The following is a 17,622-nucleotide window of genomic DNA, read 5'->3' as shown; positions in this document are numbered from 1 at the left end:
ATGCTCGTTTGCCAGGAATGTGTAATCCTTATAAATACTCGCGCGAAGGAAATGAAAGATGCATGCGCGATGAGACTTTTCTGGTCAATTGTTCTCGATTGAACTCGCATCCACGACGTGAAATCTTGAAATAGAAGGAGCGGGTGATGAACACATGGATGCGAAAACACTGATCAATAAGAGTCTGTTCTTCTTAGCACTCTGTCTGTTCGTTGGAATATTCACTGCTATATTCGGTCAGAAGAACTCCCTAGTCGGTGTTTTCGTCGTCATCATCGCACTCATGATGCTTGGCAGGGACCTGTCAGTAAGGCCTCTGTCGAATCTGATGAGCCTTATGATGTTCACCTTAGCCATGGGCTTCGGTGCCTTCATCTCGCTGATGAATCCATTCCTTGGTATAGTAGTGAATTTCTCATTCGTCTTCCTGACGACCTTCATCACGATGCATGACATGAAATCCCCTATGCATTTCCCGTTCCTTTTGGGATATGCATTCATGATGTCCATGCCGGTGACATTGGAGGAACTCCCCATACGCATCCTTGCGCTCATGGTCGGTTCTATACTCACAGTAGGATTGAATGTGTTGCTGAACCGTAACAAGATGGAGAGGACCTGCCACAATGCCATAGTATCCATGTGCGATGCGATCGGTAAGGAGTGTGACAAGGTATTGTCTGGTAGCATCACCACGACCGATGAACTCGATAAGGTCTGTTCCAACGTCAACTCCACCGTATACGATCGTATGAAGGACGGTTTCTTCATCAATCCGAAGGATCGTCCCGTCATGGATCTTGTCGCATCGCTCCAGAGTCTCGGTAGATCGATATGCCTTCGTGAACGTGATCCTAGTATCATCAAAGAAGTGGCATCACTCATGGATGATCTTGCTTCCTATGAGAACGATTCCATGTCCCTTGATGAATTCTGTTCCCGTGCTGATGGATTCCTCCAAAGGAACCATGATGCGGACCTTGCGATCTTAGCATCCGTTAAAGCGATAATGCTCGAACTCACAGCCTTGGAGAACTCCGAGGATATGGTCGATGAGGATGGTGAGGTCCCTCGTGCGTTCAAGTTCAGAACGATCATGAAGGAGAATCTGCGCACGGATTCTGTGAGATTCACATTCGCCGTCCGTATGGCCACACTGTTCACCGTATGGGCCTTCATATGGCAATATTGGGAATTGGAGAATGCTAAATGGTTGTTGTTCACGACCGTCGCCATCGTCCAACCATATGTGGAGGGATCATGGACCAAATCCTCGATGCGTATAGTCGGCACATTGGTCGGCGCATGCATATTCATCGCTCTTGTATCTCTCTTCGGAGGAACGGCTGAATCGCTTGCCATCGTCACATTGATGATCAGTTACATCTACACTGTTGTGGATCCAAAGAGATACGATCTGATGATGATATTTGTGACATTGATGGCCCTTTTGGCAGCCTCGATGGCGGATCCATCGGAACCTGTGGTCCTCGAACGCGTGCTGTACATACTCGCAGGCGTCGTATTAGCTACACTTGCCAACCATGTCCTGTTACCGTACCACATACGTGACGAGAATCTGAAACTCTCCGCAAGGTATCTTGAGATATCGTCTAGGCAGCTTGATAATCTTGCCAAAGCTGCGAAGGGAGATATGGATTGTACAGAGGATAGATTCCTGAGGCTCACCGCCAACAACATATCGGCAAAAATACAGGTCAATGTCGGAAGGGATTCTGATCCACAGGTTGAGAAACTCCTTGCTGCACAGAATGCGTTCATGGCAGGATGCGTCATGCTGTCCAACTCGATGATGGATGTAGACCAAGAATGCAAGGATCGCTTCGCAGAGATCGTATCCACCCATGATGGCAGGGAGATAGATATGGAATCTATGCTGCATAACATGGATGACAAGGAATCCGATCTGCTCATGATGGGACAAGATGCTGTCCGTGCTTACAGAGAGAACCGCTCGTTGTATGTCGATGCGGTCGTCAGATTCTGATCATCACACCGTTCAGAAGGGACGGGACAACGATCATGTCCTGTCCCGAATCTCTGAAGAGGGTCGATTCCAGTCATTGTATCGTAGTAAACCGTTTATCTCCATTCTGTGATGCGGTAGCCATGTGGAAAGTACTCGGCAAGGATTGCTTGTATATCGATATCGCAAAGGCATGGACGGAGCGCATCCTTGAACTGTCAGTGAACTATGAGAAGGCCGATGAGTTCAAAGAGCTCATGGAAGGATCCGAAGTGTTCCATCTCTTCGATGCGACCTTGGAAACGCACAATTTCATGATCGAGGTGCCGAAGGACTATACGCCCGAACAGATACAGACGATGGCCGATGTCATATTGAGCATAGCTAAAGATAATATCGACACACCGTTCGTAGAGATCGAGGGAAAATATCAGAAGAGCAACGTGATCATATCCAATGAGGACGAACCTGAACTCATCGGGAGCAGCAGAAGCGATGGATATGGATCCGGAAAGATCTTCCTGCCGATATTGACATCACTCACCCAACCTGGAAGGATGAACGAATCCATGTTGGATTGATATCATTTGAAATCCAGTGAATGGAAATCATTGGTATCCCTGACAGGTGTTCCGGGGTATTTCGTTATACCATCCCTTCCATCATCGATCTCCATCAGGAGCGAGATGGGACGGAACACCTTCCATTTTGAAACGATATCATTGACTATCTTCCTCTCGAAGAATGCGTAATAGATCAATGATGTCAACCCTATTATGAATGCAGTTATGACCACAGACAATATGATGTACGCCAGAACGGACATGAATCCGCTCTTGTTCACTGCGATCAGCAGATAGACCAATGCAGCGAACATCGGAAGGATGATCCTCTTCAATGTCTCGATTATCCCGCTATAAAGATAGAAGTCACGGTACTTCGTCCTTATCCTGACGTTCAATGACATGAATATGGACCATGGCATCACTATCACTGGGATGAACAACACGATAGAGAATACATACATCGGCGCATTCATTATGGAACCGAACAAGATGAATGTGGGATTCATCGAGAAATAGATCCACATGAATATCCCGATCATCATACCCATCCTCATGGTCATCCTGATGTCTTTCCACGGAATGGATGCCCTATTGAGATTGTAATCCATCGTTATAGAACGCGTATCCAGATCACTGGGTATGTTGAAGATGAAAGTTATCACCTTATCCGTGAAGGTCATCCTGTCCTTGATGTTGATGATCTCCGCTCTCCTCAACACCCTATAGAAGATCAATCTCTGTATCGCACTGACCAAAGAAACAACACCGACAGAACCTACCAATATCGCATCGATTAGGAAGACGAGGATCAGATCTATCTTGAAATACATCAGTGCTACGGCGGTACCGATGCCGATTATTGCCAATAGATACCACCTCATGCTCTTGAAATAGAATACGAATCCCAAGATGAAGAATGGTACTGTCAGAATGAGCAATGCGTAGTACGATTCCAACTCCGTCATCGTCAATACCATCAATGCGCCTATCGCACACAATATCATCGACACCACATAGATGACAAGTTCGGCCTTATCGAATTTGGACAATAGATTCAACTCATCCTTGGAATCGTTGAACCAGAATCCGGCCTTCTTGCCCGTGACGAATTTGAAGTTCATAGGATCACTCCATCCAAGCCTCTAACTCAACGTGTGCCAGATCACCGCGATAAACGCCTAGTATCAAAGCCATCGTACCCTTTTCGGTCGTATGGATCGGTCCGATGACCGCGTCTTTTACACCCTCGGAGAATTTAGTATTGTATCCTTTCGTATTAACTACGGATACATCCACGCCGTTGTCAGATTTCACTGATACGAACACATCCCTATCCTTCTTCACATTCAAAGGATACGTGATTATGTTCTTGTATGCACCATCGACGGTTATGTCGAATTCACCTATGGTGATGCATTGATGCTCAACGAGTGTACTTCTCCTATTGAATAACATCAAAACGAGATTGAATGATTAAAGATATTATTCTTCCGTTATCAAATCATCCAAATCAGTGGAATAATGCCACATCCTAGGATAATGACCAGGCTCCATGAAAACTCTTTCAACATTTACGGCTATGCCTTTGTCCGTGGCCATGATCTTCTGAGAGGACATCATCATCTTACCGATAGCGATGAGTTCCCCTCTTGCGGTCATCAATGCTACGAGTGCATTCTTCCTTATCTCATCGTCCAACATATGAATTCCAGAGATGTTCAAATTAGCGCCATGACATATCGCATCCACGGCAGTCGCCTTGACGATGATCTTTGGTAACGGTTCGACAAGAACCTCCATCGGCATTATCAGGCTGCGAAGCCATGCTTCCCTACCATATTGCTGCCAGAATACGTACGCATCCGCAAGATCGTGCAATGTCGCAGATTCAGATTCATCCATCACACCTGACATCGAACGCCTGAGTTCGAGCATGTTCCCACCGCAACCGAGTGCTTCACCTATATCCGTACATAATGTCCTGACGTACGTACCGGCATCGCACCTGATCTTGAACAGGATCTTTCTGCCATCAATCTCAAGTATATCGATTTCAGACACGTTCCTTATCCTGAGTTGACGTTTAACAGAGGATCTCACTGGAGGTAACTGATAGATCTTCCCTACAAAATTCGAGATCACTTGACGGATCCTCTTCTCGGCCCTGTCTCCATGAAGCGTCATCAGACAGATGTATTCCTTCTTAGATGATAGAACGACATCGGTCAACCTTACTGCCTTGCCCAGACATAATGGAAGAACACCGCTAACATATGGGTCCAATGTACCTCCGTGACCGATCTTCTTCACATGTAATGCGTCCCTTGCCCACGCTGTCACCTGATGTGATGTGGGGCCACGCGGTTTATCCAAAGCTACGACACCAGCATCAAGTAGCTCTCCCATGGTCCTATCTGATGGTCTCTTGCCCCATCTGTCCTTAATGGCATTAGGATCCTTGACGAGCAAGATCATCCCTCTATGGCATCAAGTATCAGTTCAAGCACTTCATCGGGAGTCAGATCATCCGTGTTCACAATCAGATCATAGACACTCATATCATTGATGTCTATGTTATAATACATCATATAACGTTTGGCTTCGGAAGCCTGACGTTCTATCGTATCCGCCATGGCCTTCTCAAATGAATCGCCTTCGCGAACACCTATCCTAGCCATACGGACCTCGGGACTTGCATATAGATATATCTTGAAGGCAGGAATATCATTCCTTTTCAACATATATGCAGAAAGACGGGATTCGAGGATTATGTCCTCATTCTCCCTCGCGATCTCTACGATCCTCTCATCGATACTTTTGTCGATGGTGGGATCCTTCTCGGCCATAGCGCCGAGTTCTATCAAAGAAATGTTTTTTTCTGCCGCAATCTCTCTGAAGATCTTTCCGAAGACCACAGCCTTCAGACCTAAAGCCTCAGAGAGATTGTTGCAGGCAGTGGTCTTCCCAGAACCGGGAGGACCACTGATTGTTATCCTCATGCGACCTCTTCCAGATCGACACCAGATTCAAGTTCGGCGAGACGCCTCTTGAACTGATATGTCCTGACCAACCTCATGACGATCTGTCCGATAGGGATACTGATCAAAGAATAGATCAGAATCCATGCCGGGAGAACGTATGAAGCGTGGAGGTCCACACCTGCACCTGCCGATATCATTGACCAGGGAACACTTATCATGCTCATGCCGCTCAATGTCACATCGACGAAGTACCTTACCCACAAGAACATCGGGATGACGATGATCATAGTGACAGGCATAGCTTTCATCATCTTGTTGCTTGTCTCCATGGTCTTCGCCATCACCATCGGCTGCATATCCATCAGCTTCTTGAGTTTGTAGGTATTGTTATCCAGCCTGGCTTGACGCAACTCCTTGTTGAATGCAGAGCTGTACGCCTGTGATTTCTGCTGAGCGATGGTATCCATCATCAGCGTCCTGATCACTGTGGATATGACCACCATGATCATACCTGCGAGCATCAGTGTGACCACAGGCCACTTTCCATCGAAATCAAGGAACTGGAATACGTAGTTCAGCACATTACCGATCACATGCTCGCTACCGTCTATCCAGTAGAGTACCATGATCATCATCATCATGATGAGCATGGTCCACATGCCCTTCATATCGGGCATGGGCATGTTCTCGGGTGACTGCTGACCGCCAGGTGCTGCCATCTTACTCTCCTCCGAAGAATCCTCTCAGTACAGGATTCATCTCCATCATCTGTTCTTTACCCATTGCCTCGTAGAAGTGGATAAGGATACCGACTGTAAGCAGAACTCCTGTTCCGCTCGCATTACCGGTCGTACCAACCAAATCTGCGAATGCTGCCAAAGCACCGACGATAGCTCCGGACATTACCGTTACAGCAGGGATGTACCTTTCAAGCACTCTCTCAAGGACACGGGGATCGCGACGAAATCCGGGGATCTGCATACCACTCTTCTGAATCTGAGCGGCTACTGCCCTCGGACCCAAGTTCGTGGTCTCAACCCAGAACTTCGCGAACAACACCGAACCTAGGATCATGACCGACACGTAGATGACTACGCGCATCAGGTTCATCAGAGGACTGTGTATGTTGCCACTCACACTCGGATTCAGGATAGGTACTAACCAATCTGTGATTCCAGATGGTGCTGACAGATACCATGCGAGTCCACCCGCGGCCTGTGTGCTCGACTCCTCGAAGTACCCGATGTATGAGTTGCTACCGAGCAACGGGATGCCACTCAGCAGATCGTTGCTGTAGAACAGCAGTGCGAACATGCTGATGTTGGCCAACAGAGCGGACATCAAGATGACCGGGATGTTGCTTGCGTAGATCAGTTTGATCGGATATCTTCCCCTTGCACCACGAGCATTGCCGTGTGACAAAGGCAACTCGATACGAGTCGATTCAAGGTATGCGACGACCAGGAAGATCAACAACGTACCTAGCAATGCGATCACAGGGTTCGGTTGAGATAGGAACATGATCTCATATCCCTGACTGCTCAACTGAGCCGGTGTGCATGTTGCGAGTATGTAGATGACCTTTGGAATCGTTCCTGCGGGAGGGTTGCTGAGGCTGTAATCCGCACCACTTGTTATCGGATTCCAGTTGAGTGTTCCTGTGAACAGAGCCTGCGCCACACCTGCGGCGATGAATAGCGAGATACCGCTACCGATACCCCACTTCGACACCACCTCATCCATCAGGAACAATACGTATGATCCCAATGCGATCTGCAGGATGATGAGTGCTCTGGCTCCGCCCAGGCCTACGGCACCCTGGAAGGATGACGAGGGCACCAGGTAACCGAATACCTGGGGGACGGATTCGAACAGGATCATAACTATGACCAGCAGTTTCAACACTGACTGGTAACAGCCTTTGTCCTCTTTGTTCGTAAGGTCGAGTTTGATGATCTTGGCACCGACGAATAACTGCATAATGATCGAAGCCGTGACTATTGGTCCTATACCGAGTTGCATCAATGTTCCTGAAGCACCGGCCATGATCGTCCTGTACTGAGCGAACAGGTCGAGTGCCTTGGCCTGATCCAGGCCATAGACACTGACATTCGCCATCACGAAGTACACGACGAGAACGACAAGCACCCATAGCATCTTCGTCCTGAAGTGCACATGCCCTTCGGGACGCTTCACTGCAGGCAGCCTGTCGGATATCGGCTTAACCTTATACAGTAAGCTTCTCGTCTCTTCTGCCATGTCTCATTCTCCTCTTATTCTTCTGCTGCTTCTTCTTCATCGAAACCGACGATGGAACCGCCTGCCGCTTTGATCTTCTCGACTGCGGATTCGGATGCCTCTGAAACGGTTACGTTCACCTTGGAAACGATGTTGCCGTTTCCGAGGAGTTTGTCGATGCCGGCCTCTGTAAGGTTGACATCGTACACGTCACCGTTCTTTGTTGCGAAACCGAGTGAGACGAAGCGCTCAAGCTGTTCCTCTAGTTCCTTGACGTTAAGGGTGCTATTTGCAGAGACCGTGCACTGTGGCCTCTTGAATCCATAGTGTCCGAAGTACTTCGAGTGGTTAGCCTTATCGTTCTTCAGCATCTGGATCTTCTTTGTCTTGGAGTATCCGGCCATACCGTGTCCTCCAATGATACCTGCTCCCCTTCCGGATTTCTTACCGCGTCCGTGTGTCCTGGAACCTCTGAATTTCTTTGTTCTGCTCGGCATATCTCCACCTCACAGCATCCTGGCGATGAGATCGTTGATCGCGTCGCCCCTGTATCCGAGTGCTCCACCGTTCTTCCATGAGCGCTTGTTACCCTCATATCCCTTGATTGGGGGGTGAAGACGGAACACAGGCTTTATTCCGTTGTTCTTGACGTTTGCCTTGAACTCATCTGCGAGGATGGCCTTTGCCATCTCCTCAGGGGTCTTGACGAAATCATTGTCGCCGAGTGTCTCTGCGTTGATGGGTTCGTCACCCTCGAGTCTTCCGCGGACTTTGATCATGTCGACCAATGTCTCTTCGTTGATCTCTCCCCATGTGATGTAGTCCTTAGCTTTCTGAAGCATTCCTTTCATCGCATCGTTCTCAGGGATGACGACACAGTGGTTGACCCTTGTAAGTCCAAGGAGTTCCATGGTGTGCTCGATGTCGTAGTTGACATCGGGCTGACCACGTACACGTATGACTGCGTATGCCATTTTCATTCCTCCATGGAGTCCACGTCAGTTTCCTGGATCGTTAATCCGATAGGTCCTGACACGATGTTTTGCTTGTTCGCCTGCTCATCAGTTACCCTCATCGTGGAGGTCATCCTGAGTGCCTCGAATGTTGCAAGTGCATAGTTGACCTTCGTCTTGGTGTTACCCCTGGCGAATCCCCATGCATCCTTGACGCCTGCGAGTGTGAGCAGACTCTTTGCGACATCACCGACTGCGAGTGTGATACCACGTGGTGCAGGTTTGAATGTGACTTCAACGGATCCGCATGTTCCGTGGACCTCGAAAGGCAGTGAGTGGGGCTGCTGACAACCGCATTCCCAGGAACCGCATCCTCTCTTGATCTCGATGATGTTGAGCTTTGCGTTGTCGATAGCTTTCCTGATTGCGGGACCGACCTCTTTTCCTTTCGCCCTTCCGATTCCGATGAATCCATCGCCGTTTCCGACGATACATGTCACAGCGAACCTGACCCTTCTTCCAGAGTCGGTCATCCTCTGTACCATGTTGAGATCGATGACCTCATCCTGAAGTTCAGGAAGGAGGATATCAACGATCTGAGGCTCACGAAGCGGGAGCTTTGTGGCAAGAGCGTCGCTCATTGTGGTGATCTCTCCGTTGAGGACCATCTGTCCGAGTCTTGTTTTTGGGACCCAGTCTGCCATTTTATTCAGCCTCCATCTTCTCTTTTACTGCAGCGACAAGTGCTGCGATGCTCTCATCGATGTGCGCACCGTTCAACCTGTCCTCTTCGGGAAGTACACCCTCTCCGAATGGGATCTCGACTCCAGCGTCAGACATACCTGCTACGGTAGCGAAGAGCACTCCGCCACGCTTAGGGTTCTGCATACCGATATCGAGGATCGCGTACTCGATTCCTTCTTTTATTGCTTTCTTTCCGGCAAGGTATCCTGTAAGGTATGCTGCAGGTATGTTCGAACAGGATTTGTCCCATCCGTACTTACTGAGCTCTTTGGATGTCGCTGAAACAACTACCTTGTCGCCACCCATTCCGAATTCCTCGAACTGGATGTTCACGTTCTTGTTGGATCTCCTGACGACTGCCCTGAGCTCTCCTCCTCTGAGGAGTTTGCGGCGGGTGTAGTAGTCTGTACGACCCTCTCTTCTTCTGCGGAACGCAACGTTATATCTTGGTCCTGTTGCCATCAGTTCTCCTCCTCCTCCTTCAAGTGTCCTGCATTGATCATATGCATCCTAAGGTTCCTGCGGTTCTTGTAGACACCACCCTTTGCCCTCCTGTAGTACAATCTGTATGCAGAGGGTGTGATCTTACCGTCCGCACGAAGCTGTTTGAGCTCCTCACGGATAGGCCTGATTGTGGAGATCCACCTTCTCTTGTCAGGTACACGGGCATTGTCCGTTCCCTTCCTGCTTCCAGGTCCCTTCCTCTTTCCTTTGGCCTTCTGGCCTTTGGCGTATCTGATCCTTCCATAGGATGTGCCTGATTTCGGTTTGGCCTTGATGACGCCTGATGCGATCGCTGTACGGACATCTGCACGAGTGATGCACTCTGCAACGTCCTCGATCTTATCGGGGTCGATCCATACCCTGTTCTCACCGCATTTGAGGATCTCTGCTGCCATTCTTTTCTGGTTCTTAAGATCCATATTCACACCATCCTGTTGAGAACCCTGATACCGAGTTCATCTGCTTTTGCCTGAATGTCAAGCCTCTTCTTCGTTCCGACCGTTCCGCCGATACGAACTGCCTGTACATTGGGGTCAACGTTGGTGAGTCCATCTACATTGTAGACCATGACCTCTTCGAATCCTGACGGGTGAAGTCCCCTGACCGCTGCGGGTCCACGGTATCCGATGTCGACCATGTGAGTGCGCCTCTTGAGGTGTCTTCTCATCTTCGAGTGAATACCCCTTGGTCTTCTCCATGCCTCTCCGAGCTTGGAGTATCTGAACCACTCCTGTCTGCGGAATGTTGGCCTGCGTCCGTTGATGATTGCCCTCTTTGCGAGTCCTGAAGCTGTCTCGTCCGAGATCTTTGCTTTGATCGAGGGGACGTATGCCTTAGGCTCTTCGATAACCTCGACCTTGTCCTCTGCTTTCTTGGCATCCTTCTTGGATTCCTTCTTCGCTTCCTTCTTGGGCTCCTCTGCATCTCCCTCAACGAGTGCTTTCCACTTCATTGCGGTCTTGGGGCCTACTCCGGAGAGCGCTTTGATGATCTCTTTGAGCTTGCCCTCATCCTTCAATGCGGCTGAGAATTCCTCGACTGTCTTGATTCCGATGGATTCAAGCTCGGGAATATTCTCATCCTTGAGTCCTGGGAAGTCCTTGAAACTCTTAACGCTCATTCTCTCACCTTGTGGGATTTCTTGATGACATAGATTCCGTCCTGGAAGACCCTCTTATCGAATCCTCCTCTGGATGCTGCCCTCTCGATGTTGGCGGCGGTCTGTCCGACTGCCTCTATGTCGATTCCTTCTACTGTGACGTCCGCTCCGTTGACCTTCACCTTGCATCCGCCGACTATGTTGGCGAAACGGGGTGCGTGGCCTCCCATGTAGTTGTCGATTTCGACTCTGTCTCCCTTAACAGCTACCTTCATCGGGAAGTGCGAGAACACGACCTTGAGTTCATAGAGGTAGCCCTCTGTGACTCCCCTGACCATGTTCCTGACGTGTGCGTGGAGTGTACCGACCATGGCTTTCTCCCTGATGGTCGGGAACTCGCATGACACTGCGACGTTGCTTCCGTCAATGGCAACATTTACGCTGGGATGCGCGAAGTTTCTGCTCAATTCACCTTTCGGTCCTTTGACCTTCAGGATATTACCGTCCTGTGAGACGGTAACCCCATCTGGGATGGCGATGGTGCTTACGATTTTCCCTGCTATTGTCATCTATATTCCTCAATATACAAATGCTAACAATTTTCCTCCAACACCAAGTTCTTTGGCGCTGGACTGAGTGATCACACCAGCTGTGGTGGTCAAGATCAAGACTCCGAAGTCCTGGGCCGGAAGGTATCTTGCCTCGAATTTCTCGAGGTCGATCGCCTTGACCGAGTACCTGGGCTTGATGACACCACAGTTGTTGATCGCTCCTTTCATCATGACACGGAATTTACCGGCTTTGCCGTCTTCGATGTACTCGAACTGGTTGATGTAACCGTTGTCCTGCATAACTTTCAGTACACGACCGATAAGCTTTGAGGACGGTTCGATGATGCATTCGCTCTGACCGTTCTCCGCGGCATTCTTCATTACTGACATTGCGTCGTTCAATGGATCATTCTGCATCTTCTCACCTCACGAATATTTCTTGAATCCCAGTTCCGGGGCCATCTCTCTGAAGCACTGGCGGCAGAGGTGCATTCCGTACCTCCTTATGATTCCTCTTCTGCGTCCGCAGCGTGTGCAGCCGACAGATCTGCCGAATTGTTTCTTTGGCTTCATTCAACCACCTTAACACTGAAGTTATCTTTCATGTACTGGATCGCTTCATCGCGCTGGACACGGTGTCCCTTGGGGATCCTCCTCTTGAGGAGCATCCTCTGTGTGATCCTGTTTCCTGCCCTTCTGAGAACGACATTGACATCCATTCCGAAGATTCCGATCTCAGGGTCATATTTCATACCGTCGAAATCCGTGTAATCTGTGATACCGAATGACATGTTGCCTTCTTTGTCGAAGGAGTATTCGGGAACACGCATCTCACGGATGATGAGTGCCCTCTTGATGAAATCCGTTGCGACCTCTCCCCTGAGGGTGACCTTGCATCCGAGAGGCATACCCTCACGGATTCCAAGATCCCTGTTGACTGTCTTTGAGATCGTCTGGATAGGTTTCTGTCCTGTTACCATCTCAAGGACCTTGCATGCTTTGGAGAGTCTCTCTCCGGCTTCGCCGACACCGATGTTAACGACGACCTTCTCAACGCGGACATCCCTGAGTGAGTTCATTCAGATGCCTCCGGGAGCTTTATTGCAGAGGATCCTGCGCCGATCACGAACACGTTGCGTTTGACTGTCTCTGTACCGTCTGTGAATCTGACGATGTTTGCAGAAGCGTCTTCCGTGATGATGTATTCGGAGACCGTCACCGTCTTTCCTGCGTGCTGTCCACTGGTGATGAGTACTGCTGCATCCTTGTCGAGTGCGAATACCTCGAGGATCTCCTGTGAAGGTACTGCAATCTTAAGGACATCACCTGATTTGTATGCGTTCTTCTCGAGGAGGATGTTCCTTCCATCGTTGAGGTTGACCTGGATCTTTCCACCTGTGATCTTCGTTTTGCCCTCTACCCTGCAGAGTTTCCATCCTGCCTCATCCTTCGAGATAGGTACTGCTACAAGCTTTCCCTTGTCTGTGAGGACGATGCGGAAGTAGAGATCCATCTTGGGGATCGCAACTGCATCCATGAGTCCGACAGGGGCCTTTACGTCCCTTACGGGCTTTCCGTCGACGAGGAGGTCACGGTTGGCGACGATCCTCTTTGCTTCCCTTGCGGTGTCACAGATCTTGATCATATCCCTGAGCAGGAATGCTGCAGGGATACTGTTCTCGACTGAGTGTGAACCGGGGCGCTGTTTTGTTGTCCAGATGCTGACCTTCCTCTTGATGGGCCAGGACCTGGGTGCATTCAATCTCTTCAAGTGGTCGCTCATTCTTTAGCCCCCTTTCCTCTCTTGAGTGCATCCTTTCTCCATGCATCATCAAGGTTTAACTTGGTGATGACGACATTGGATGCGTGTATGGGACGTGCGACCGCTGTGTTGTCGGCCTGATTGATGGTCACACCCTCAATCGTGATACGTCCCTCGTCCGTCATGACTCCGATGACCTTTCCCTCGACACCGCGGATGTCCTCTCCACCACGGAGAACCATCACGGTATCGCCGAGACAGACACGTGCTGAACGCTTTCCGTACTCCTTCTGGAGATCTGCGCTCAAGTGTGATGAGAGCATCTTTCTCTTGATGTGGGCTGGTGCGTTCGCACGCATCTTCCTCTGGTTCCTTGCTTTGCTGCTGACCATATCTCACACCTCACACGATGACACTTGCTGTTGCTGCGATACGGGGCCACCTCTCGGCTGCCTCTCTTGCAACAGGTCCTTTGATGTCAGTTCCTTTGGTCTCACCGGTATCTGTGGTGATGACCGCTGCATTGTCCTCGAAGAAGATCATTGTTCCATCGGGGCGTCTCATCGGGCGTCTCTGACGAACAATGACTGCGAAGACGATCTGCCTCCTCATCTGGGGTGTTCCCTTCTTCACGGATGCGATGACCATGTCTCCGACTCCTGCGGAGGGGACACGCCTTGCGACACCGTGGTATCCGGGGACGGTGATGATCTCGATGACCTTTGCACCCGTGTTGTCGATGACGTTGATCTCGGAGCCGTTCTGAAGGCCTCTTGTCTGGTTACCAGCTATTCCCTTCATTTCACTCCCTCTTCTCGACGACGACGAATGAAACCGTCTTACTGAGCGGGCGGCATTCCATGATCTTCACTTCATCGCCGACCTTAAGCTCGAAGCAGGATGGTGCGTGCACCATGTACCTGCCTGTCCTCTTCTCGTACCTTTCGTATTTCTCCTGATATTTCAGGTAGTGCTTCTCAACCACCGCGGTCTTGTCCATCCTGACAGAAACGACCTTACCATCGATGATCTGTCCTCTCACGGGCAATGTGCCGTGGTAGGGACAGTTGGGGTCGTTGCATTCCGCCTTCGGGGGGTTGACATTGATTCCGATATTTCTTGCTGTCATATTATTCACCTAACCTTCTTTATTCTGTCTTCTGGTCGGTGTTGTATATCTTTTCCTTTAACGACGAATTCTTTGCCTTCATACGTGAACCTGAATTCATTGCCTGGTTTGGGTACCATTCTCTCAGTTCCGGCCGAGTCGATGGTGAATGTGTTCTTCGTCTCATCAACCACTACGCCGGACAAGCCAGAGTAACATGGTGCTGACAGCACTTCCACATCCAATCCAATGAATTCCGTCCTCATGAAATCACGAGCATTCATCTTACCTTACTTCCGTCTTGAAGCCCATCTCCTCCAGTACGGCTTGCACCTTTCTCTTGTGATCGCCCTGGAGTTCTATGCGTCCGTCCTTGGATGTTCCGCCTGCGGCGCACTTGTTCTTCAACTTCTTGGCCAGATCGTTGATGTCGATGGAACCGTCATCGATACCATCGATCACCGTAACGACCTTTCCGTACCTACGGCTATCCACCGAAATCCTGACGGATTGTGACTCGCGTGCGATCTCCTCGCACATACAGAGTTCTTTCGGCAGGCCACATACGGGGCAGATCTCCGTCATTAGAGCTCTTCCTCCTCCTTCTGGACTGTAAGGATGCGAGCGATGTCTGTCCTGATGGAGCGGATCGCTCCGGGGTTAGCCGGTGCACCACCCATCGAGGAGACTCCTCTCTCGTGCATGAGCTCTTCCCTAAGCTCTTTGAGCTTCTGGTTGCGCTCATCAGCACCCATATTCCTGATCTCAGAAACTTTAAGTACCATCTCACTCCACTCCTGCATTCGCTGCATCTGCCTCGACGGGTTCGGCGACGACCTCTTCCGTCTTCGAAGGTGCTACATAGTCCTCTTCGAAGATCTGGGGGAGGACCGCTGCTGCCTCTGTCCTACCGAGTACTGTTGTGTCAGCGGGCAATTTCGCGTTGGGTTCCATGATCTGAACGGTCACACCGATGACTCCCATCTTCAATTTGGCCACTGCATATCCCTGATCCATGAAGTTGGCCTTCGGCTCACCGCAGAACTTGATGTTTCCATCCTTGAACTTCTCTGTCCTGTGTCTCTGACCTGTGAGCTTTCCTGCGATGATGATGTAACATCCCTTTGCGCCTGAATCCATGATCCTACGAACGGATGAGTGACCCGCTCTTCTGAAGTGCCATCCCCTCTCAAGGGAGAATGCCAACTTCTCTGCCATGATCTGTGCGTTGAGGTTGGGATCTTTGACTTCCTGGACCTCGATCTGGGGGTTCTCAAAGCCGAACTGCTCCTCGATTGCTGTTGTCAGGTTCTTGATAGTCTGACCTTTCCTTCCGATGACGAGACCGGGGCGCTCCGTTGTGAGGATGACACGTGTTCCCAGTGGTGTCCTCTGAACGTCAAGTCCTCCGAATCCTGCACGGCTTACCTCTTTCATGAGGTACTCTTTGAGGAGAACCCTGCGGATGTTCTCGGCAACGAATCTTCTTTCTGATGCCATTTCACTCTACCTCCTCAATGATTATCTCGAGGTTGACTGTCTCCTGGTTCCACTGAGTCGCCCTTCCGTGTGCCCTGGGCATGTGTCCGGGTGTGACCCTTCCCCTTGAGGCCGTGATGGTGCTTATGACCATGTTGTCCTTGGAGAGTCCCTTGTACTCAGCGTTAGCGATCGCGCTATTGAGTACTCCAAGTGTTGCCTGAGCGACCTTCTTGGGGTACCTTCCTGGACCTACTCCAGGCTTGTGCGATACACGTTTGTTGTATCTCTTGAGAGGAACGGGGGTCTCGATTGCGATGATGCCCTCGAGGACAGCGACTGCCCTGTCGACCTTCATTCCACGGATCATTCCACATACCTCGCGTGAGAGCTTGGGTGAGATAGGCATCTCCTTTCCCAATGCTTTCGCGGAGTTCTCGGGGTTTGAATCTGCTGTATATCCTTTCAACTCAAACACCTCACTTCAACGGCATGAACTTAGAGGACCTTGTTGCACCGACTCCAGGTCCGGAGTGCACAGGCATCTTCCTTGTGATGACGAACTCACCGAGGAAGTGTCCGATCATCTCGGGCTTTATCTCAACGTCCTTGAATTCCTTTCCGTCATAGATGCTGACGGTCTTTCCTACGAACTGGGGTATGATAGGCAGATCCTTGCGGTGTGTCCTTACTGTTGCTCCAGCCTCAGCATTCTTGAGGTTGTCGAAGAGCACCTGCTGCTCATAATTCAGTCCGCGCATGTATGTTCTCCTTGATCTCGAAGGCATGAGTCCGAGGACCTCATCGAATGACATCCCGAGAAGTTCTTCCAGGGTGTAACCGCGGTAAAGGAACTCCTTCTTCCTCCTTGCCTGGATCAAGCTCGCCTTCTTCCTGGACTTTCTCCTGGAAGCTTTTGCTGAACCCATTATCTTAGATTTTCCCATATGAATCACTTCTTGCCTTTCTTCTTAGGTGAGAGACGACCTACCTTCTGTCCAGGCCATGCATTGCGGCTCTTGGTACTCGGTCCACCAATGTGAGGGTGACTTCCTCCACCATGGGGGTGATCAACTGCGTTCATTGCAACTCCGCTCACGTGGAAGTGTGCCTTCGACCTTGAGCCGAGTGCGTGACATTTCTTTCCTGATTTTGCAAAAGGCTTGTCTGCCCTACCGTTACCGGCGATGATACCGACTGCTGCACGGCAGTTGGGGTTGAACTCCTTGAGGACACCTGATGGCATCTCAACGATCACAACCGATCCCCTGCTGACGACGGTACCTGATGCTCCGGCAACCTTGACGTATTTGCCTCCATCTCCGGGCTGTGCCTCGATGTTGTGGATCTCGGTACCTTCAGGTATCGCTGCGAGTGCCATGATGTTTCCGGGCTTCGCAGGTGATTTTCCGATGACGACCTTCTGGCCGACTGACATTCCTTCTGCTGCGATCTGGTAGTTCTTCTTGCCGTCGTAGTCTACGACTGCAAGGGGTGATGTCCTTCCGGGTGCGTGAATGATATCCTTGACGATACCCTCTGCGTTGCTCACTGCAGGGAGCCTGATGTCGTCAACGTGCCTGTGGCTGGGTGAACGGTACTGGTTACCGCCTGCTCCACGCCTTTGCGTTCTCAATCTCTTTGCCATGT

The 17,622-nt window shown here is 50.2% G+C and carries 29 protein-coding genes; 2 read left to right on the top strand and 27 right to left on the bottom strand.

The window, feature by feature from the left end:
* Positions 1-154: 154 nt before the first annotated feature.
* Positions 155-2,008 carry an FUSC family protein gene (locus ACI2NF_RS04555; protein WP_400151774.1) on the top strand — a complete coding sequence of 618 codons (1,854 nt, stop codon included), beginning with the start codon at positions 155-157 and terminating at the stop codon, positions 2,006-2,008.
* A 122-nt stretch (positions 2,009-2,130) separates the two neighbouring features.
* A complete protein-coding gene (locus ACI2NF_RS04550; RefSeq protein ID WP_400146717.1) occupies positions 2,131-2,568 on the top strand; it encodes a hypothetical protein in 438 nt (145 codons plus the stop codon).
* Positions 2,569-2,570: 2 nt separating this feature from the next.
* Here the strand turns inward: ACI2NF_RS04550 and ACI2NF_RS04545 are convergent, their stop codons facing one another.
* The 27 genes from ACI2NF_RS04545 to ACI2NF_RS04415 are packed head-to-tail and all read right to left on the bottom strand — an operon-like array spanning position 2,571 to position 17,620.
* Positions 2,571-3,674 (bottom strand): hypothetical protein, encoded by a 1,104-nt coding sequence (locus ACI2NF_RS04545; RefSeq protein WP_400146719.1) that lies wholly within the window; start codon positions 3,672-3,674, stop codon positions 2,571-2,573.
* Between the two features lie 4 nt (positions 3,675-3,678).
* Positions 3,679-4,008, bottom strand: coding sequence for a hypothetical protein (locus ACI2NF_RS04540; RefSeq protein ID WP_400146722.1), 330 nt, complete (start codon positions 4,006-4,008; stop codon positions 3,679-3,681).
* A 27-nt stretch (positions 4,009-4,035) separates the two neighbouring features.
* Positions 4,036-5,028 carry an RNA-guided pseudouridylation complex pseudouridine synthase subunit Cbf5 gene (locus ACI2NF_RS04535; protein ID WP_400151767.1) on the bottom strand — a complete coding sequence of 331 codons (993 nt, stop codon included), beginning with the start codon at positions 5,026-5,028 and terminating at the stop codon, positions 4,036-4,038.
* The gene (gene cmk / locus ACI2NF_RS04530; RefSeq protein ID WP_400211144.1) at positions 5,025-5,552 is read right to left on the bottom strand and encodes a (d)CMP kinase; all 528 of its coding nucleotides are present in this window, start codon (positions 5,550-5,552) and stop codon (positions 5,025-5,027) included. The genes ACI2NF_RS04535 and cmk overlap by 4 nt, the downstream gene beginning before the upstream one ends.
* Entirely contained in the window at positions 5,549-6,253 is a 705-nt protein-coding gene (locus ACI2NF_RS04525) for a DUF106 domain-containing protein (protein ID WP_177971834.1), read from the bottom strand. Before ACI2NF_RS04525 ends, cmk begins: the two co-directional genes overlap by 4 nt.
* 1 nt (position 6,254) lies before the next feature.
* On the bottom strand, positions 6,255-7,793 hold the full coding sequence (secY, locus tag ACI2NF_RS04520) for a preprotein translocase subunit SecY (protein ID WP_400146731.1): 1,539 nt from the start codon (positions 7,791-7,793) through the stop codon (positions 6,255-6,257).
* 14 nt (positions 7,794-7,807) lie between these two features.
* On the bottom strand, positions 7,808-8,269 hold the full coding sequence (locus ACI2NF_RS04515; protein WP_177971836.1) for an uL15m family ribosomal protein: 462 nt from the start codon (positions 8,267-8,269) through the stop codon (positions 7,808-7,810).
* A gap of 9 nt (positions 8,270-8,278) precedes the next feature.
* On the bottom strand, positions 8,279-8,746 hold the full coding sequence (locus ACI2NF_RS04510; RefSeq protein WP_177971837.1) for a 50S ribosomal protein L30: 468 nt from the start codon (positions 8,744-8,746) through the stop codon (positions 8,279-8,281).
* Positions 8,747-8,748: 2 nt separating this feature from the next.
* Positions 8,749-9,429 carry a 30S ribosomal protein S5 gene (locus ACI2NF_RS04505; protein ID WP_177971838.1) on the bottom strand — a complete coding sequence of 227 codons (681 nt, stop codon included), beginning with the start codon at positions 9,427-9,429 and terminating at the stop codon, positions 8,749-8,751.
* 1 nt (position 9,430) lies between these two features.
* Positions 9,431-9,931, bottom strand: coding sequence for a 50S ribosomal protein L18 (locus tag ACI2NF_RS04500; protein WP_400211143.1), 501 nt, complete (start codon positions 9,929-9,931; stop codon positions 9,431-9,433).
* On the bottom strand, positions 9,931-10,392 hold the full coding sequence (locus tag ACI2NF_RS04495) for a 50S ribosomal protein L19e (protein ID WP_400211142.1): 462 nt from the start codon (positions 10,390-10,392) through the stop codon (positions 9,931-9,933). Before ACI2NF_RS04495 ends, ACI2NF_RS04500 begins: the two co-directional genes overlap by 1 nt.
* A gap of 2 nt (positions 10,393-10,394) precedes the next feature.
* Entirely contained in the window at positions 10,395-11,093 is a 699-nt protein-coding gene (locus ACI2NF_RS04490; RefSeq protein WP_177971841.1) for a 50S ribosomal protein L32e, read from the bottom strand.
* Entirely contained in the window at positions 11,090-11,641 is a 552-nt protein-coding gene (locus tag ACI2NF_RS04485; protein WP_177971842.1) for a 50S ribosomal protein L6, read from the bottom strand. Before ACI2NF_RS04485 ends, ACI2NF_RS04490 begins: the two co-directional genes overlap by 4 nt.
* A 9-nt stretch (positions 11,642-11,650) precedes the next feature.
* On the bottom strand, positions 11,651-12,040 hold the full coding sequence (locus ACI2NF_RS04480; protein ID WP_177971843.1) for a 30S ribosomal protein S8: 390 nt from the start codon (positions 12,038-12,040) through the stop codon (positions 11,651-11,653).
* 9 nt (positions 12,041-12,049) lie between these two features.
* A complete protein-coding gene (locus ACI2NF_RS04475) occupies positions 12,050-12,196 on the bottom strand; it encodes a 30S ribosomal protein S14 (RefSeq protein ID WP_177971844.1) in 147 nt (48 codons plus the stop codon).
* Positions 12,193-12,702, bottom strand: coding sequence for a 50S ribosomal protein L5 (locus tag ACI2NF_RS04470; RefSeq protein WP_177971845.1), 510 nt, complete (start codon positions 12,700-12,702; stop codon positions 12,193-12,195). Before ACI2NF_RS04470 ends, ACI2NF_RS04475 begins: the two co-directional genes overlap by 4 nt.
* Positions 12,699-13,406 carry a 30S ribosomal protein S4e gene (locus ACI2NF_RS04465; protein ID WP_177971846.1) on the bottom strand — a complete coding sequence of 236 codons (708 nt, stop codon included), beginning with the start codon at positions 13,404-13,406 and terminating at the stop codon, positions 12,699-12,701. The genes ACI2NF_RS04470 and ACI2NF_RS04465 overlap by 4 nt, the downstream gene beginning before the upstream one ends.
* Positions 13,403-13,777: a 50S ribosomal protein L24 gene (gene rplX, locus ACI2NF_RS04460; RefSeq protein WP_400146739.1), complete on the bottom strand. Its 375-nt coding sequence runs from the start codon at positions 13,775-13,777 to the stop codon at positions 13,403-13,405. The genes ACI2NF_RS04465 and rplX overlap by 4 nt, the downstream gene beginning before the upstream one ends.
* A gap of 10 nt (positions 13,778-13,787) precedes the next feature.
* Positions 13,788-14,186: a 50S ribosomal protein L14 gene (locus tag ACI2NF_RS04455; protein WP_177970909.1), complete on the bottom strand. Its 399-nt coding sequence runs from the start codon at positions 14,184-14,186 to the stop codon at positions 13,788-13,790.
* Position 14,187: 1 nt separating this feature from the next.
* Positions 14,188-14,514, bottom strand: a complete 327-nt coding sequence (locus tag ACI2NF_RS04450) for a 30S ribosomal protein S17 (protein ID WP_177970911.1) — start codon at positions 14,512-14,514, stop codon at positions 14,188-14,190.
* Positions 14,515-14,519: 5 nt separating this feature from the next.
* On the bottom strand, positions 14,520-14,777 hold the full coding sequence (locus ACI2NF_RS04445; protein ID WP_177970913.1) for a ribonuclease P component 1 family protein: 258 nt from the start codon (positions 14,775-14,777) through the stop codon (positions 14,520-14,522).
* 1 nt (position 14,778) lies between these two features.
* Entirely contained in the window at positions 14,779-15,078 is a 300-nt protein-coding gene (yciH, locus tag ACI2NF_RS04440) for a stress response translation initiation inhibitor YciH (RefSeq protein WP_177970915.1), read from the bottom strand.
* Complete coding sequence (gene rpmC, locus ACI2NF_RS04435; RefSeq protein WP_400211141.1) at positions 15,078-15,278, bottom strand: 50S ribosomal protein L29; 201 nt, start codon at positions 15,276-15,278, stop codon at positions 15,078-15,080. Before rpmC ends, yciH begins: the two co-directional genes overlap by 1 nt.
* A gap of 1 nt (position 15,279) precedes the next feature.
* Positions 15,280-15,993, bottom strand: a complete 714-nt coding sequence (locus ACI2NF_RS04430; protein WP_400153179.1) for a 30S ribosomal protein S3 — start codon at positions 15,991-15,993, stop codon at positions 15,280-15,282.
* A 1-nt stretch (position 15,994) separates the two neighbouring features.
* Positions 15,995-16,450, bottom strand: a complete 456-nt coding sequence (locus ACI2NF_RS04425) for a 50S ribosomal protein L22 (RefSeq protein ID WP_177970921.1) — start codon at positions 16,448-16,450, stop codon at positions 15,995-15,997.
* Position 16,451: 1 nt separating this feature from the next.
* Positions 16,452-16,919 carry a 30S ribosomal protein S19 gene (locus ACI2NF_RS04420; RefSeq protein WP_177970923.1) on the bottom strand — a complete coding sequence of 156 codons (468 nt, stop codon included), beginning with the start codon at positions 16,917-16,919 and terminating at the stop codon, positions 16,452-16,454.
* Between the two features lie 5 nt (positions 16,920-16,924).
* Positions 16,925-17,620, bottom strand: coding sequence for a 50S ribosomal protein L2 (locus tag ACI2NF_RS04415; protein WP_177970925.1), 696 nt, complete (start codon positions 17,618-17,620; stop codon positions 16,925-16,927).
* Positions 17,621-17,622: the final 2 nt, after the last annotated feature.

It is taken from the genome of Candidatus Methanarcanum hacksteinii (assembly GCF_964305265.1).
GTDB lineage: Archaea > Thermoplasmatota > Thermoplasmata > Methanomassiliicoccales > Methanomethylophilaceae > Methanarcanum > Methanarcanum hacksteinii.
Note: the sequence above shows the minus strand (reverse complement) of the source record. Positions and strands in the feature narration are given on the sequence as shown.

Coding starts and splice junctions, on each gene's coding strand:
- ACI2NF_RS04555 (WP_400151774.1), top strand. CDS start 155: ATGGATGCGAAAACACTGATCAATAAGAGTCTGTTCTTCTTAGCACTC.
- ACI2NF_RS04550 (WP_400146717.1), top strand. CDS start 2,131: ATGTGGAAAGTACTCGGCAAGGATTGCTTGTATATCGATATCGCAAAG.
- ACI2NF_RS04545 (WP_400146719.1), bottom strand. CDS start 3,674: ATGAACTTCAAATTCGTCACGGGCAAGAAGGCCGGATTCTGGTTCAAC.
- ACI2NF_RS04540 (WP_400146722.1), bottom strand. CDS start 4,008: ATGTTATTCAATAGGAGAAGTACACTCGTTGAGCATCAATGCATCACC.
- ACI2NF_RS04535 (WP_400151767.1), bottom strand. CDS start 5,028: ATGATCTTGCTCGTCAAGGATCCTAATGCCATTAAGGACAGATGGGGC.
- cmk (WP_400211144.1), bottom strand. CDS start 5,552: ATGAGGATAACAATCAGTGGTCCTCCCGGTTCTGGGAAGACCACTGCC.
- ACI2NF_RS04525 (WP_177971834.1), bottom strand. CDS start 6,253: ATGGCAGCACCTGGCGGTCAGCAGTCACCCGAGAACATGCCCATGCCC.
- secY (WP_400146731.1), bottom strand. CDS start 7,793: ATGGCAGAAGAGACGAGAAGCTTACTGTATAAGGTTAAGCCGATATCC.
- ACI2NF_RS04515 (WP_177971836.1), bottom strand. CDS start 8,269: ATGCCGAGCAGAACAAAGAAATTCAGAGGTTCCAGGACACACGGACGC.
- ACI2NF_RS04510 (WP_177971837.1), bottom strand. CDS start 8,746: ATGGCATACGCAGTCATACGTGTACGTGGTCAGCCCGATGTCAACTAC.
- ACI2NF_RS04505 (WP_177971838.1), bottom strand. CDS start 9,429: ATGGCAGACTGGGTCCCAAAAACAAGACTCGGACAGATGGTCCTCAAC.
- ACI2NF_RS04500 (WP_400211143.1), bottom strand. CDS start 9,931: ATGGCAACAGGACCAAGATATAACGTTGCGTTCCGCAGAAGAAGAGAG.
- ACI2NF_RS04495 (WP_400211142.1), bottom strand. CDS start 10,392: ATGGATCTTAAGAACCAGAAAAGAATGGCAGCAGAGATCCTCAAATGC.
- ACI2NF_RS04490 (WP_177971841.1), bottom strand. CDS start 11,093: ATGAGCGTTAAGAGTTTCAAGGACTTCCCAGGACTCAAGGATGAGAAT.
- ACI2NF_RS04485 (WP_177971842.1), bottom strand. CDS start 11,641: ATGACAATAGCAGGGAAAATCGTAAGCACCATCGCCATCCCAGATGGG.
- ACI2NF_RS04480 (WP_177971843.1), bottom strand. CDS start 12,040: ATGCAGAATGATCCATTGAACGACGCAATGTCAGTAATGAAGAATGCC.
- ACI2NF_RS04475 (WP_177971844.1), bottom strand. CDS start 12,196: ATGAAGCCAAAGAAACAATTCGGCAGATCTGTCGGCTGCACACGCTGC.
- ACI2NF_RS04470 (WP_177971845.1), bottom strand. CDS start 12,702: ATGAACTCACTCAGGGATGTCCGCGTTGAGAAGGTCGTCGTTAACATC.
- ACI2NF_RS04465 (WP_177971846.1), bottom strand. CDS start 13,406: ATGAGCGACCACTTGAAGAGATTGAATGCACCCAGGTCCTGGCCCATC.
- rplX (WP_400146739.1), bottom strand. CDS start 13,777: ATGGTCAGCAGCAAAGCAAGGAACCAGAGGAAGATGCGTGCGAACGCA.
- ACI2NF_RS04455 (WP_177970909.1), bottom strand. CDS start 14,186: ATGAAGGGAATAGCTGGTAACCAGACAAGAGGCCTTCAGAACGGCTCC.
- ACI2NF_RS04450 (WP_177970911.1), bottom strand. CDS start 14,514: ATGACAGCAAGAAATATCGGAATCAATGTCAACCCCCCGAAGGCGGAA.
- ACI2NF_RS04445 (WP_177970913.1), bottom strand. CDS start 14,777: ATGAATGCTCGTGATTTCATGAGGACGGAATTCATTGGATTGGATGTG.
- yciH (WP_177970915.1), bottom strand. CDS start 15,078: ATGACGGAGATCTGCCCCGTATGTGGCCTGCCGAAAGAACTCTGTATG.
- rpmC (WP_400211141.1), bottom strand. CDS start 15,278: ATGGTACTTAAAGTTTCTGAGATCAGGAATATGGGTGCTGATGAGCGC.
- ACI2NF_RS04430 (WP_400153179.1), bottom strand. CDS start 15,993: ATGGCATCAGAAAGAAGATTCGTTGCCGAGAACATCCGCAGGGTTCTC.
- ACI2NF_RS04420 (WP_177970923.1), bottom strand. CDS start 16,919: ATGGGAAAATCTAAGATAATGGGTTCAGCAAAAGCTTCCAGGAGAAAG.
- ACI2NF_RS04415 (WP_177970925.1), bottom strand. CDS start 17,620: ATGGCAAAGAGATTGAGAACGCAAAGGCGTGGAGCAGGCGGTAACCAG.